This window comes from Bacillus sp. JJ1566 (assembly GCF_036962685.1).
GTDB lineage: Bacteria > Bacillota > Bacilli > Bacillales > Bacillaceae_L > Ferdinandcohnia.
The window spans coordinates 1-14,867 of sequence record NZ_JBALOP010000029.1; the positions used below are offsets into that span (position 1 = coordinate 1).

At 39.0% G+C, this 14,867-nt stretch carries 12 protein-coding genes; 1 reads left to right on the forward strand and 11 read right to left on the reverse strand.

Features of this window, described 5'->3' with window-relative positions; translation table 11 throughout:
• Positions 1-180: 180 nt before the first annotated feature.
• The 3 genes from V7112_RS12795 to V7112_RS12805 all read right to left on the reverse strand — a co-directional run bounded on the left by V7112_RS12795 (position 181) and on the right by V7112_RS12805 (position 2,026).
• Positions 181-369: a hypothetical protein gene (locus V7112_RS12795; RefSeq protein ID WP_335420123.1), complete on the reverse strand. Its 189-nt coding sequence runs from the start codon at positions 367-369 to the stop codon at positions 181-183.
• 85 nt (positions 370-454) lie between these two features.
• Positions 455-616, reverse strand: coding sequence for a DUF3934 domain-containing protein (locus V7112_RS12800; protein WP_335420126.1), 162 nt, complete (start codon positions 614-616; stop codon positions 455-457).
• A gap of 444 nt (positions 617-1,060) precedes the next feature.
• Complete coding sequence (locus V7112_RS12805; protein ID WP_335420129.1) at positions 1,061-2,026, reverse strand: DMT family transporter; 966 nt, start codon at positions 2,024-2,026, stop codon at positions 1,061-1,063.
• Positions 2,027-2,171: 145 nt separating this feature from the next.
• On the opposite strand from V7112_RS12805, the gene V7112_RS12810 reads away from it, so the two are divergent.
• Positions 2,172-3,065: a LysR family transcriptional regulator gene (locus V7112_RS12810; RefSeq protein WP_335420132.1), complete on the forward strand. Its 894-nt coding sequence runs from the start codon at positions 2,172-2,174 to the stop codon at positions 3,063-3,065.
• A gap of 62 nt (positions 3,066-3,127) precedes the next feature.
• Here V7112_RS12810 and V7112_RS12815 read toward each other — a convergent pair whose 3' ends face one another.
• The 8 genes from V7112_RS12815 to V7112_RS12850 form a co-directional block, all read right to left on the reverse strand.
• Positions 3,128-3,778 (reverse strand): YdeI/OmpD-associated family protein, encoded by a 651-nt coding sequence (locus tag V7112_RS12815; RefSeq protein ID WP_335420135.1) that lies wholly within the window; start codon positions 3,776-3,778, stop codon positions 3,128-3,130.
• A 90-nt stretch (positions 3,779-3,868) separates the two neighbouring features.
• The gene (locus tag V7112_RS12820; RefSeq protein WP_335420138.1) at positions 3,869-8,314 is read right to left on the reverse strand and encodes a hypothetical protein; all 4,446 of its coding nucleotides are present in this window, start codon (positions 8,312-8,314) and stop codon (positions 3,869-3,871) included.
• Entirely contained in the window at positions 8,292-9,038 is a 747-nt protein-coding gene (locus V7112_RS12825) for a DUF6063 family protein (RefSeq protein ID WP_335420142.1), read from the reverse strand. The genes V7112_RS12820 and V7112_RS12825 overlap by 23 nt, the downstream gene beginning before the upstream one ends.
• Positions 9,039-10,550, reverse strand: a complete 1,512-nt coding sequence (locus V7112_RS12830; RefSeq protein ID WP_335420145.1) for a hypothetical protein — start codon at positions 10,548-10,550, stop codon at positions 9,039-9,041. It lies immediately after the preceding gene.
• On the reverse strand, positions 10,541-11,614 hold the full coding sequence (locus V7112_RS12835; RefSeq protein ID WP_335420147.1) for a Wadjet anti-phage system protein JetD domain-containing protein: 1,074 nt from the start codon (positions 11,612-11,614) through the stop codon (positions 10,541-10,543). Before V7112_RS12835 ends, V7112_RS12830 begins: the two co-directional genes overlap by 10 nt.
• Positions 11,615-11,791: 177 nt before the next feature.
• A complete protein-coding gene (locus V7112_RS12840; RefSeq protein WP_335420149.1) occupies positions 11,792-12,760 on the reverse strand; it encodes a sugar phosphate isomerase/epimerase family protein in 969 nt (322 codons plus the stop codon).
• A gap of 17 nt (positions 12,761-12,777) precedes the next feature.
• Positions 12,778-13,815, reverse strand: coding sequence for a Gfo/Idh/MocA family protein (locus V7112_RS12845; RefSeq protein ID WP_335420152.1), 1,038 nt, complete (start codon positions 13,813-13,815; stop codon positions 12,778-12,780).
• Positions 13,816-13,825: 10 nt separating this feature from the next.
• Complete coding sequence (locus tag V7112_RS12850; protein WP_335420156.1) at positions 13,826-14,854, reverse strand: Gfo/Idh/MocA family protein; 1,029 nt, start codon at positions 14,852-14,854, stop codon at positions 13,826-13,828.
• Between the last annotated feature and the right edge of the window lie 13 nt (positions 14,855-14,867).

A 14,867-nucleotide genomic window follows, 5' to 3' on the forward strand; every position in this document is an offset into this window, starting at 1 on the left:
CTTTTTGGGGTCACTTCATTGATTAACGCTTAAATAAGATGGGATATGTATTTATTTCTGCAAATCATACGCTAGCACTTAACCCCAATTTACTGGAGGGATGACTTTATCCCATGGTTGTGGAAGTAATCCAGAGGATTTAATAAGAGTATCTTGAAAAAGGTCCTCTCCATCCCAGGTTTAGCCCGTAACATACCTGCAATAGTTCCAGAGATTTGAAGAATAAGGCTGAATCATTTCCTCATAATCATTTTTCAATTTTCTTGTATCTACAATGAGATCACTATTTAATGTTTTTTCATTCCACAACCATTCTAATCTATTTACATTAATAAGACGAATGGTTGTAGCAAAATTATACTTTTTCATCCATTTTTTTATTTTCTTTTTCTTCGACTAATCCGCTCCGTTACTTGAATAAGAATAAGCGAATCTCCTTTTTGGAAAAGTGACTTTAACTCTTGCTCGTTGGGTCATTTTCAACATTCGTTTTTTTCATACCTTTACTTATATAAGGTTTTGCACTCTTTTTTTTGTTTGCACTAGATTGCCAACGATTCCAGCCCTTCTTGTCTGTTCCTCTCCCTGTTCCACCTTTTCCTTTAGCTTTACTCATAAAATCACCCCATTATTATTCTAGATTGAGTTACCTATCTGGTTAGTTTTATTCATTTTACTCAGTTTTAACCAAGCATATTGCAATAAATAATATCCTTCCAGTCACCCATACTATTGTGTATCGTCTTTAAACTAACCTGCCCTTAGTTGAGAAGGATCAATAATATTGGTACTCAAAACTGTACTGAAATTGACAGAAGTTTTGACTCTCTTTTTTAATTGTACAATACTTAGTGTCTATTATTATAATGATGCCAATTGCTATGTCAAAGTTTAAGAAGTTCCGCAGAAACCTTGATAAATTAAGAAAAAGACGTATGTCAATTCATACGTCAATTGTTGTGTCATTTATAAGAAAGCTTCCGAAAACGGATCCTTTTAGCAGCATGCTTGGCTTCTTTTTTATGTAAACGGAAGAATCCTCCGTTAATGTTAATCTTAGTTAGGATGCCCGCTCATGCAAATTTGGTTGAGCAACCGGCTTGTATTCTTTCTTTTGCCATCTTACAAACAGATTATTAGCCAAAAGTGAAAGAATGATCAGGACAGTGCCTAGAATATCAAACATCGTCACATCATAACCTTGATAAATCGAAACTAAAAGAGTAGTAACTGGAACAAAATTAATAAATAAAAGGGCATTAATTGGTGATAAAATACTTACCCCAACGTTCCAACCTAGCAGTGCAATCAGACCAGGAAAAATAATCATGAACAGTAAATGCGGACCTGTTGCGATGATCACATCTTCGGTTGGGAATGAGACATATCCAACCAGCGTCGCACCTGCTACAACCACACCCGCTGTTACCGTTCCAAGCAAACAGCTTAATGTTGAATACCGTAAAACAGACCAACCGCTAAACTCGCTTCCCCCCATTGTGTAAATGACCCATCCAACAACGGCAAGGAAGATAAGAATCGAAGGAATTAAGTTATCTGTTGCACTTAGAAAAGATTGAATATCCCCTTTTGTAATTACGAATATCGCACCGATTAATGACAAGATTACACATGCCAAAGTAAATGAATGAGGTCGTTTTTTATAAAACATCCAAACGATCACAATCGAAATCATCGGCATTAATGACTCATTAATGGATGCAACCATTACCCCGGGCTCACCCAATAAATCTTCTCCCCAGAAGATAAATAGGTTATAGACTGTAAACGCCATTGTCCCAAAGAACCATAATGGTAGGCCTTTGCCTTCAAATCGAAACGCTTGTTTTCCTTCTTTCCAGAAAAGCATCGCAACTAAAATAATCGTTACAGCTCCGTAACGAATGATTGTAAAATAAAAAGGATCGATATGTTTAAAAGCTGCATGTGCAACAGGAAACATGGCCCCCCATGAAACCGCAGCAATAAAACACAAAACAGCTCCCCATAGAACATTGTTTCTCATTTCCCCTCATGCCTCCCCTATATAATTGGCAACCTTGATTATCTCCCCATTTTGATATCTTGTAAAATGAATAATAATGATTAACTACTATCATTTTTCGTGATATCATAAATGTAGAGAATAATCACGATGGGGAGGATTATTAGTGGAATTTAAAGACTTAGAGATTTTTCAGTTGGTTGCGGAAAAAGGAACCATTACAGAGGCAGCGAAAGACTTGAAGTACGTGCAATCGAATATTACATCCAGAATTCGTAAGCTAGAGGCTGAAATGAATACTCCATTGTTTAATCGCCATCGACGAGGGATGAGCTTAACACCAGAGGGAAAAAAACTATTAACCTATAGTCAAAAAATATTAGCGTTAACAGAAGAAATGAAACAAGCCGTTCAAACCGATAAGGAACCGTCTGGAAAATTAGAAATTGGTACCGTAGAAACTGTTATTCATTTACCTAAAATCCTATCAAGCTATGTAAAAAAATATAAAGATGTTGATCTATCTGTATTTACTGGGGTAACAAACACATTAGTAGAGGACGTATTACAGCATCGGCTGGATGGTGCCTTCATTACAGAAACAGATTCCCACCCTGACCTTGTGTCTTATGAAGTGTTTCAAGAGGAACTCGTGCTCATTTCTGATAATCGCGTTTCTAGTCTTGATGAGTTAGTCGAAGAACCTATTTTATGCTTTAGTAAAGGTTGCGGATATCGGGCACGTCTAGCTGAATGGTATAAAGACCAAAACCTGTCCCCCAAAAAAATCATGGAATTCGGTACATTAGAAACGATCTTACGGAGTACGGCTATGGGACTTGGCATTGCCTTCGTTCCAAAGTCAGAGGTTAAACAATTGGAAAAGGACGGACTCATTCAATTTCATAATCTACCAGAGCAATATAGTAAAATCAAAACGGTTTTCGTCAGAAGAGCCGACACTTTCTTAACACCAACCATCGACAAATTTATCGAGACAATTGAATCTAGTAAACAGGAGGGACAGAGGGACAGGTCCCTTGTCCCAAATACACATTAAAAAAAGGCAATTCCTCTATTGGCGCTTTACCACTCCAAGGGAATTGCCTTTTTAATTTACGTTTACTTCTTTTTCTGGCGATATAAATCAACAGTTTTATAGCCTTGCGACAAAATATCAATCATCTGTTCCTGACGTTTTTCACGTGTTTTTTGTTGCTTTGCAGAAAAAATATAACGAGCCCAATCTCTTTGATAACCCGGTGTTAACTGTCGATAGAATGCCAGTTCACCTGGATAGTCAGTTAATATTTTTTCGACATCACCTACATTTGCTTCATAATCAGCAACATTCTGACTTGCTGCAGATGATTTTGTCGCTTTCTTCTTTTCACGCTTTAGACCAACAACTGTAAAAATATCATCCATGCTTACCATCCGAGAAAATTTCATGTCACTATCCTGCACATAACCATCTTCACCCACATTCATGCTTGGAAATATTTCATCCCTATGAACAAAAGTAGGATATCTCTTATTCCCTTTCTTCGGATAGGCAAAAAATAAATACCCTTTTTCAAGTAAGTGATTTTCCTTAATAATATACTGTGTATGCTGGACCATCTCATGAATTGTTTCAACAAAAATGAAAATCGCATCATGTTTCCCTGATAGAGACGTTTTGTAACCAACAAAAACGTCATAATCACTCGGTTGATTAATAACAGCCATGTTAGTATACTTTGTAAGATTTAATTTATCGATAATCGTCATGGTTTACTCCTTACTATATGATTAGAAAAAGGAGCCAGCCCCAATATTTCTTACCGCACACGGGGGCAGACGCCAGAATTCCTGTCCCATCTATTGATAAATCCTAAACGCTGGAACAATTGTATCCGAAACAATTTCTTTTCCTTTTTCGCGAATGAAATCTAATTTATAATAGGCATCAAATCGTTGACTGATTTCCGTCTTCACAAGTTCAGGCGGAGTAACGACGATGAATTGGAACTTTAGTTTTTCAGCAACGGCGAAGATTGGGTCAAGGACGTGTGCCGATGCCGCTTGTCCAAACGGATTATCACAGACCAATGGCACCCAGCTTTGGTCTGTTTCACTTTTCACAGATAATAACATCATCATCATCACCATTCTGGCTGATAATTTTTGTCCACCACTACCATCGGATTTCGTTCTAGAACCTTGATTAATCGTTTGCCAGGTTGAATAATGCTCCCTTTGTGGTTTCCCGTACATAAAGGCATTATCTGTTCGCATATTATAGACAAGAAGCTCGGGGTATCGATTTCGAAGTGAAACAAATAATATTTGCTCATCACTTATGAGCTCCTTTATTTCTTGGTCTAACGCACGATTATTGTCATCAATAATATCAAATTTCTTTGTAATTTTGTTAATGGCTGCGACAAAATGCTGTTTCAGAAGTGGTTCGATCTCGTCCGCCTTTTTAGGTAAAATATCATCCTTTAACTGGACGAGTGGAAAAGTCCCTCGTTCATTTTTCAGTTTCATTTTCGCGATCATCGAACGAATCGCCTCTGAAATGCTCATCACTTTCATGCTGGCACGGCTAGCCCAAAAGCTTTGGGCTTTTTCAGCACGTTCTTTGTCACGCTCTAATTGCTCTAATCCACTTTGCGAAAAACGTTTCATGTTTTTCACGATGCTTTGAATATGGGCATAATGCCTTGTATCCAAATGGTCGAGTGTTGTTAACACTTCGTTTTTAAAACGTATTTCCCAATCCTTTCCTTCAATAGCCAGCTTTAAGTTCCTTAAGGATTGGTCGATTTTCGCATGCTTTTCTTGCCCTTCATCTTGAATCGCTTGATGTTCTTCACACCAGGATAAAATGCAGGTTTTTCCTTGAGTCCTGATTTTTTCCACATCTTGATCCGTGAAGACGGCCGCTTCTTCTTTTAAGATAACAGAAAGAGTTAACAGATCTCCTTCATAACCCGCAATTAGCGTTTCTGTTTCTTTTTGACGTTTCTCAATCTTCTTGATTTCCTCAATTGTTACTTTCGTTTGATCCTTGATTTCAATTTCCTTAACTTCTAAATCAAGATCTTCCCATTCTTCAGGCTGTTTATCATACTTTTTGACCTTTTTTCCTGCTTTGACACGTTGTTCTTTGGCGTGCTTTAAGGATGTTTCTGCTACTGTTACAGCAGTCGCTTGTTCCCGCTCTGCTTTTTCCGCCGTCTTTGCATCCTTTTGTGCAGATTGCATCATATTTTCCAATATACTTAATGGTTCATCCGGTTCTGGAGCTTGCTTCCATTCCTCATTCTGGCTATTTAGTTTTTTCTCCAGTTTCATTTGCTGCTTTTGTTCGGCTTCTCTGGTCGCTTGAATAACGAGTAATTCATGAGCCTGTTCTTCTTTTGATTTCTGGAGTTGTTTAAGCTCTTCAATATTACCTTTTAGATCTTCTAGCAAATGTAGGGATAGGCGTGGTACCTCTTCGCACTCATCCGCTTTCTCATCGCTCGGAAACACCGCTTCACTAATAAAGGTGGCGATTTCTTTAATCGTTTGTTCGGTTGTAAGCTTCCATTCTACATATGTTTGGTTCCACTTAGTTTGGAGCTGGGAAATCTGTTGTTGCTTGTCACCTAGTTCTTGCTGCTCAAGATTTAAGGCTTCCTTTTGTTTTTCTTTTTCTATTTTCACCCGTTTATTTTCTTGATAAAGAGATTTTTCCTTTTCAAACTCCTTTAATACTTCCACATCATTTCTAAGCTTTTCAATCTTTCCAGTAGTCTTTTCTAGCTGTTCCTTTAGCTGAAGCTGGAGTTCTTTTTCCTTTGCTTCTTGTGTGATGACTTCCTGTAAGTTCGATTTTTTTGATAGTAGAGCATTTTGTTCTTGATGGAGTGTTTTTTCTATATCACTCGAAAGCTCCCCTGATAAAAATCGATCGATTTCTTGTAAAATGCGACGTAGTGATCCTTCTGTCTTTTCCATTTCACCAAGGGTGTCTTTCTTGTCTTCAATTAATTTGGCGATTTGAATTTTCCATTTGGTAAACTGATTTTTATCTGTTAATAGCTCTTGCTCTGTACCGTTAATGACCACAAACGATAATTGTTGTTTTTCGCTGCTCATTTCCTCCCGCAGGAAAATCGGAACAGGGCTTTTAAACATTCTTCCTGAAAGGACCTGCGTATTAATTTTTTGCCATTGCTGACCACTTACGACCAATCCATAAGGAAGGAGCGGATACGTTAGAGCAATGCTTTCCATCTCCTCTTTCGTTAAGGATTGTAGATATTGAGTTCCGTAAAACACATCAATACCAGTCTTTTCATCAATCCATTCCTTTAATTCTTTCACATCTTTATTCGGAATCCAGAAGGGTTCATCATTTAATGAATGGTCGATTTGTGTTTCCCATAGTTCTTTTTTAATTTGTTCGGCTTGCTTTCGGTTCTCGTCAAGTAATCCTTCTATTTGAATGGCATATTTCGATAATAGCGAATGTGTAAATGGTGTCGTGATTTCATCTATTAATCCATAAAGCTTGTCTGCTAGTTTTGCTTCTTTATGCTCTTGTTCTTCTTTTGATGCTTTGAGTGCCTCACATTTTTCTTCTATAAATAAAATCGATTGGTCAAGCGTACCATGAGTAGTGGCAAGACGTTTTTGGGTTTCATTCGATTCTTTCTCTTTGGCCTCTAAGTCTTCTAATCTAGCCTTTTTATCCTCGATTTGTTTAGAAATGTGACCCAACAAGCCCTGAAAGTCGTACGTTAATCGGTCTCCAAATTCTTGGATAAGCTCAGCTTCCTTAGACTCAAAGTTATGCATTTGTGTATAAAGATTATCGATTTCCGTACTAAGCTTCGCTAATTCCTGTGTCATTTTCTTATCCTGTCGAGAAAGTTCTTTTTCCTTTTTAGTTAAGAACTTTTGGTTCCCAACATACTGTTTAACAGCTTCTTGGAGTGATTGATAGGAGGATTCCCATTGCTTTAGAGCTTCCTGTTTGATTTCTTCCATTCGTTGATTCACTTGCTCTAAGCCACTGTTTTGTTCCAATGTCATAATTTGCTGTGACAGGGCACGAATGCTTTGTTCGTTTTCACTCCACTCTTTTAATAAGAGCTGAAAAATCAGTTGTTCCTTACGCTCCTGTTTCTCATTCACAATTTCCTGAAGGGAAGTGTGCTTCTCTCTTTCCGTAGCTAATTTCTTTTCCCAGTCCATGAGCTCTCGGTGAGCTTTGGAATACTCCAAATTATCCTTTTGAAAGCGTAACTCTTCTTGCCTTATGGTTTGGTTCTCCATCTCACCAGCTAATGTAAGCTGAGTTTCCTCTTCAATTTGCTTTACATGCTCTAACGCACCAAGTAGCTGTCTTCCAATCTTGATACTGCTACTTGCTATTTCTTTATGCTCGACGCCAATTGCAACATGCTCTTCGAATGGGACAATGTCTTCTAAAAACTCTTTATGGGCTTGTTCTCTTTTTAAAAGAACAGGGAGGTCCTTCGCAATACTAGCCTGGCTCTTAAAAATTTCCACTAGATCGTTTTTTTGATGCTCGGTCCTATGCAAAACTTGACTAACAGTCGGAATAATTCGTTTTTGAAACAGGGAATGATCATCCTCAGCTCCCTCGAAGTATTTTCCAACCCCGCCTTCATCCTTATTGATATCCTTCATAATATCCCAATCCTTACGGTTAATTCCGTATGTATCAAGGATGCGGTAGTGCTTCTTCGTGTCCCGGTAGACGTCATATCCATTCCACATTAAATAATCCTTCAGGCTCTCGTTTTGCGCTACCTCATCATTTTCATAAAGTGGAATATGATCAAGGGCAGCTTCCTCTTTCCGGTCGAATTCCCTTGTATAAAAAGTAATATCAGGCAATATTTTCGCTTCTTGTTCCAGTGTTTTATTTTCATTTCCACTTTCATCATTCATTGAGATTCGCTGCTCGGCTGAGAACATTCCACCTGTAATCAAATGACGATGATCAGCACCGTCTAATTCCCATTGAATGGCGACATGAAAGGTATAAGGTATAAATTGTTCTTTATTATTAAAGAAGAATTGTTGATAATAACGATTGTTTTGTTTTCCCCACGACGTTCCGGGCTTAAGAATTTGGAAAATCGTTTGCAGGAACACACCTTTTCCGCCGCCATTCATCATCGCAATCAAACCATTTGTTGAGGTCTCATCATTATGGAAATTGAAGATGGTATCTTTATATTGTTTTTGCATGCCATCATATTTCAGGCCCGCAATTCTAATCGAAAAGATTTTCGGCATGCTCATCCTCCTCAGCTGTCATTAATTTCTTAAATACTTCATACCGATCGTAATCGTGATACAAGTATTCAATTCGCTCGAAAAGCTCACTCTTTGGAAACACCTTTGGTATATCATCACGGTCCAGAATGACGATTAGCCCCTCTGTTTCTAATAAGCGCATGCTACTTGCAATTAACCCGATTCTTGTTCGGCGATTTCCCTTTTTTAGCCCGTAATTCTCGGTGTCGACCTCCATGTACTTCCATGTGGTCACAACTTCCTTCATATCAATTCGTTCTTCTTCTCCGAAGGCAGGCTTAGATTTTAGAATGCTCTCCCAATTCACGATTAGATCATTCACTTGCCGCTCTAATGCGTAGAAGCTTATTCCTTCACGTTTTGTACGAATTTTAGCAGCCTGGTTGCGGTCAATTGTTGCCAAAAATGCCATAATCACAATACTAATCAAATGAAAGTGTTTTTTCGTTTCAATTTGCTTGTGCTTGTCTTTCATATGGGTGAAATTTGTTGCAAACACTGAACCGGTAGGCTGGACCACTAACTGAATGCGTTTCGGTGCTTCAATGATATAGGTACCAGATTCGTCTGCTAATAAGAGAACGGTCTGTCTTACTTCTGGCTCAAAGTACGTTTGGAAGTGCTCACTGTTTTCATCAATAACCTTCTCTTTTAATAATGTAAAATAGACAGCGGACGCCTTTTTGACGATTTCTGCATCCATTTACTTCCCCTCCTCTACACAGATTTTAAATGGGGTAATTTTCATTCGATACCATTGGAAAGGCTTGGCACGATGATCAAACTTTGTATAGATCTTCAATCCTTCAAACACTTGAAATTGAGGATATTCCTTCATTAATTTATAAAGAAGAATTTCCCTCTCATCACTTAAGGTTTCTTCCTTTCGATTAAGCACTTGAACCTTTAGCGGTTTTTTATCAAACATCATCCATAAATCAATCGTTTCTGACTCTTCAAACCATAAATCCTGTACTTCAAGTGGCAGGTCCTTTAAATCAGTTAGCGAAAACTCTCCATATGTTTGTAAGTATTGAAACACGTAACTCCATGCCGAAATAACCGAATCCCAGTCCGTTACCCGCTTCGCAGTCACATTTTCTTCTTCCTCATCTTCAATTAATTCATCATCTGATTCGATTCCATCAAATTCTTGTTCTCCCCAAATCCAATCAAGGGGCAAAATAAATTCATTTTTCGGTGAAAACAAAGGCGATAATATCTGTTCAACGGTTGTAAAAGAAGCAACTCCTTCTTTCATCATCCAATCTTCATAAAAATGTTCGCGGAATGAAACCAAACTATTTTCCCAAAACAATGATGGGTTCTCTACCTTTAATTTCATCTCATATGAAATATTTTGGATCACAAGCTTGGCAAAACGATCATGTAATTGCCTTGTATGACCAATTTTTTCTTGAAGAAGAATCAATTCCTTTTGGATATAATCATCTTCATCATTGGTTCGTTTGGATTTTTCAATCATGCTCGTGATGGTGCGAAAGTGATTTTTTTCTTCTTCAAATTGCTTTTCAATCTCAACACGATTGTCTGCCCTTTGCCATTCCTCTTCAATCAATAAAATTTTGGGATTGTTGATCATTTCCTTTTGAAAGGAGAATTCGTTTGCCATTAAGCGGTTAACCCGTGAAATGAGGTGATCGAGGTTTCGAGTAGCTTTCCTGAAATTACCGTTTTTAATTAACTGCATACTATAGAGCTGTTCAATCGTGATCGAAAATTCCTCAGCCATTTCCCTGCTCATAAAAATCATTTCCTGAGCGACATCGGTCAGCTTATATACTACCTGTCCGCCCATCTCCAAATTCGTATATAATTCATCCATTGTGACATAGCGAAAGACTTGAGTCTCCCACGATTGCCTAATTTCATCGTAATATAGGGCTTCAAACGGTTGGCTAAATTCTTCTTTTCCCTGGTACAAAAGCCCACTTGTAATCCGTTCTATTTGCTTTTCGTCTGCTAATAGTTTCATTTGTTTGATTGAATCATCAACCATATACTTAATATCTGTTTTGCGTCTATTATCATCATCATTTAACTCTCGGTAAAAGATGGTGATTAACACATGCATGAGAATCGTTTGGATATGAGGCTTTAACTCTCCGACTTCCATTCCCCTCCCAAGCTCAAACAGTGGATTTAACCGTTGCATGCGCTGGGCAAACCCTTCCCATGATTCGTTCACATCCATCTCCTCCATGTTTCGATTGTTAAGACTTCTTGCGGGATTCGCATATTTTCCTGCCACAAATCCATAAGTATTGCTTGCTCGGGCTCCGTAAACCACTGAAAAAAGGAATCACGGTAGGTGATATTTTGTGCTTGTCCACGTTTTTGCGTATTCTTTTGATCCACACATTCAAGCATTTTGCGATAAATCTTTAAGGCGGGCTGAATACTGCAATCTGGGTATTTTTCAATCAGTCTGACCATAATACCGTATCCCGCAGCATCTAGATCTCCTGCGTAATAGAAAAGATAGTTTTTAGCTTGAAACATTCGGAAGAAAAAAGAAAAGCTCCGTTCAATCTTTGTCCCTTCCCCATAAATAATCAACTCAGGCTCATAATCTAATTTCTCTGCCTCCAATAACTGTATGGAGGTATGAAAGAAAGATAGATTTTCGACAATCAGGACTCTCTGGATATCGTTCATTTCTACCCCTTGTTTCATCCAAAACACAAATGGTTCACCGTAGTGCACCATTTTCAACTGTTCTTCTGCTACTCCTATTCTAGCTAAAAAGCCACTTCCTTCAGGAAAGCTTTCACTATCTAGCAAGAATTTTTCATAGCCAAAGAGCTCAAGGCTTCTTTCTTCAACTGACACGATTTCCCGTTCCTGACTGGATTGAAGAAAATCGTATAGCTTCTGGATTCGTGCCCATTCCTCTTTCGTCTGCCATTCCGGATGACGTTCATAAAAGGAAAAGTCAAATGTATCACTTATCTTCATCATCTCAAGACGATCCCATTGATCCTCCTGAACCTTTATATTTACCCAAAAAAATAGTGGAAGTGCCGGTGACCTTCCGTTGTATTGTTTATTTTGAATTGGAGTCAATTGTCCTTCAGCTTGTAGGTTTTGAATCGCAGAATAAAACAGAGCATACCCGTCCATTTCAAAATAATCGTCGATTATCCTTCGCAACTGAAGCTCTAACTCATTTATATTAATCTTCTTTTTTTGTTTAGGGTGCTGAATATCTGTAATAAACCCTCTCACCCGTGTTTCAATAATATCGATTGAACTCACCTACTTACATATTCGTGGATTCATAGGAATCTAATCCATTTTTAACACTTTTAATTATAAACTAGTCGGGTGCTTAGCGGTAAATGAAATCTTTCTTACAATTAATTGAAAAAGCGCCTGACCCCCGGTACGGTAATACTTTACCGTACTAGGGGCCAGGCACCAGAATTTACTTTTTTACACCCACCACATATTCCCTGGTACTTCCTCAAGTAAGACTGACTTTAAATTTCGGACAGCACGATTAAATCCTTCTTCAATAGACATGATGGGATCTTCATGCTCAATACTTACAACATAATCATATCCATATGTTCGTAGTGCACTCATCATATCTGACCATTCTTGTAAACTATGACCACAGCCGACAGAGCGGAACGACCATGCTCTCGTTTGAACCTCGCCATATGGCTGCATGTCTGTTAACCCATACATGTTGACGTTGTCTTGATCAATGTATGTATCCTTCGCATGGAAATGATGGATTGCATTTGCCTTACCTAGGATTTTGATTGCTGCAACTGGATCAATTCCTTGCCACCATAAATGGCTTGGGTCGAGGTTTGCGCCAATTGCATCACATGTTTCCTCTCGCAATTTAAGCAAGGTATAAGGAGTGTGGACTAAAAACCCACCATGTAGCTCAAGCCCGATCTTCACATCATGATCCTTTGCAAATTGGCCCCACTCTTTCCAATACGGAATTAATTTTTCCTCCCATTGCCATTTTAAAATATCACTATACTCATTTGGCCATGGAGCAACCGGCCAGTTTGGAAATTTCGCACCTTCATGGTCTCCTGCAGTTCCTGAAAAACAGTTCACAACTGGAACACCTAGTAAGCTAGCAAGCTTAATTGTTTTCACCAAAGCCTGATGAGACTCGTCGGCAAATTTTTTATCTGGAGAAATAGGATTTCCGTGACAGCTGAACGCACTTATTTGTAGTCCACGTGATGTCACTTTATCCATATATTCGTTTCGTTTTTCTTCACTCTCTAACAATGCGTCGAGATCACAATGGGCATTGCCCGGATATCCACCAGTCCCAATCTCAACTGCATGTAGTCCAGAGGCAGCTACATAATCAAGCATGTCTTCAAAGCTCTTTTCTGAAAATAAAACGGTAAATACTCCTAGTTTCATTATTCGATTCCCTCCCACTAAATTTTAATGCTTTCTCCTGTTTCACTACTTTTATAAATCGCATCGATGATTTTGGATACTTGTAAGGCTTGCTCTGGTTTCACGATTAGTTCATCTAATCCTAGACAGCTATCAACAAAGTTTTTCGCTTGTGGCAGATCGGCAGAGTCTTCACCAGGTACCCAGTTCGCTACTGTATTCAATAGCATTCCATGCTTCGCTTGATTGAGTTGAAGAGGAAAAAGATCAATTCCACCCTTTAGCCCCGAAATGCTAACCCCTTCCTCATCCTTCGGAATATTGGCTGACCATGACGTTTCAAAAAGCATCGAAGCACCATTTTGAAATTTAATATAGGCAGTCACATGATCATCAACATTGAAGGATTCCGAATCAAAGCTTCCCCACTGATTGACCTGGTTCGGAAGCTTACTGAGGCGGTTATAGGCTGTGCCCATTACCTCAACAGGCTCTGGATTTCCTAGTAACCATAAGGATAAATCTAAGAAATGACAGCCCCAATCGATAAGGGTTCCTCCACCTTGAAGATCTTTGTTGGTAAAAACACCCCAGCCCGGAACCTTACGTCTTCTCAATGCTTTGACCCTTGCCACGATAGGCTCACCGATTTCATCTTCTAAAACTAACCGTTTGGCAGCCTGTGAGTCTTTGAGAAAACGATAATGATAGGCAATCGCCAACACTTTTCCGGAGCCTTTAGCAGCATCAACCATCGCCTGACATTCTTCCGTCGACATCGCCATCGGTTTTTCACATAAAACATGGACCCCTGCATGAAGTGCAGCAATTGAAATCTCAGCATGAAACTTATTCGGGGTACACACAACAACGGCATCAACTTCAGCAAACATTTCCTGATAGCTTGTATAAATCTTAGAAATCCGGAATTTTTCTGCAACAGTCTTTGCTAACTCTTCATTCACATCACAAATGGCTTCAATTGTGACATGCTCGGATAATTGTTGGAACGCAGGTATATGTCGTGCTTGTGCGATTCCGCCAACTCCGATGATTCCAATACGTAGTTTATTCACGTTTTACACCTCAGTTGATCGAGACTATCTTCTTTGTCTCTTTTGATTCGAGTGCTGCCAATATCACCTGTAACGATTTCATTCCTTCTTCCCCTGGTACAGGTGGGATTGTGTCGGTAACAATCGATTGCACAAAATGAGAAATAACGTGAGAATTTGTCTGCCCGCCATCTTCATTTGTTTGAATACCGCCTAATTCACATTTCACAACCTCGCCATTTTTATATTGAATAATGAGGTTATTAACAGGATCATCCTCTAGTCGTAAAATCGCCTTTTCTCCATAAATAATGGTTGAGTTATCCTCTTTTGACACGTAGGACCAGCTCGCAGCTAATGTTCCGATAATTCCAGATTCTGTTCGTAAAATACAGACCGCTGTATCATCTACATCTGCGTTTTCCTTTGCACTTGTTTCAATAAATGCCCCAACTTCAACAAACTCTTCACCCAACAAGAAACGTAGCAAATCTGATTTATGGACACCTAGGTCTCCCATTGCCCCAATAAACGCTTCATTCTTCTTGAAAAACCAGCTTTCTGTTCCGTCCACACTCCACCCTTCCGGCCCGCCATGTCCAAAGGCTGTACGGAAGCTATAAATTTTTCCTAATTCACCAGCTTCAATCATCTGTCTAGCTTTTTGATGGGAGGCAACAAATCGCTGATTATGGCCAATCATTAGCTTCTTGTTTGATTTCTTCGCTGCTTCAATCATATTCATTGCTTCTTCAGTAGAAGTAGCCATCGGTTTTTCACAAAGCACATGTTTTCCTGCCTCCAATGCTGCAATCGAGATCGGCGCATGCAAATAGTTTGGTGTACAAACACTTACCGCTTCCACCTCAGGATCTGAAAGTAGTTCTTCATAGCTTGTATAGGCTATAACACCATACTCACTCGCGACCTTTTGGACACGTTCTTCGACAATATCACAGACAGCTACAATTTCGACATTTTCATTCATCGCATATTCTGGTAAATGACGGTGCTGGGCGATACTCCCGCATCCAATCACAGCAATTTTTACTTTACTCATCTCTGTTTTCCTC

Excerpts from the sequence above, each read along its gene's own strand:
- V7112_RS12830 (WP_335420145.1), bottom strand. The coding sequence starts at position 10,550 with ATGGATGTGAACGAATCATGGGAAGGGTTTGCCCAGCGCATGCAACGG.
- V7112_RS12795 (WP_335420123.1), bottom strand. The coding sequence starts at position 369 with ATGAAAAAGTATAATTTTGCTACAACCATTCGTCTTATTAATGTAAAT.
- V7112_RS12840 (WP_335420149.1), bottom strand. The coding sequence starts at position 12,760 with ATGAAACTAGGAGTATTTACCGTTTTATTTTCAGAAAAGAGCTTTGAA.
- V7112_RS12800 (WP_335420126.1), bottom strand. The coding sequence starts at position 616 with ATGAGTAAAGCTAAAGGAAAAGGTGGAACAGGGAGAGGAACAGACAAG.
- V7112_RS12850 (WP_335420156.1), bottom strand. The coding sequence starts at position 14,854 with ATGAGTAAAGTAAAAATTGCTGTGATTGGATGCGGGAGTATCGCCCAG.
- V7112_RS12825 (WP_335420142.1), bottom strand. The coding sequence starts at position 9,038 with ATGGATGCAGAAATCGTCAAAAAGGCGTCCGCTGTCTATTTTACATTA.
- V7112_RS12815 (WP_335420135.1), bottom strand. The coding sequence starts at position 3,778 with ATGACGATTATCGATAAATTAAATCTTACAAAGTATACTAACATGGCT.
- V7112_RS12805 (WP_335420129.1), bottom strand. The coding sequence starts at position 2,026 with ATGAGAAACAATGTTCTATGGGGAGCTGTTTTGTGTTTTATTGCTGCG.
- V7112_RS12820 (WP_335420138.1), bottom strand. The coding sequence starts at position 8,314 with ATGCCGAAAATCTTTTCGATTAGAATTGCGGGCCTGAAATATGATGGC.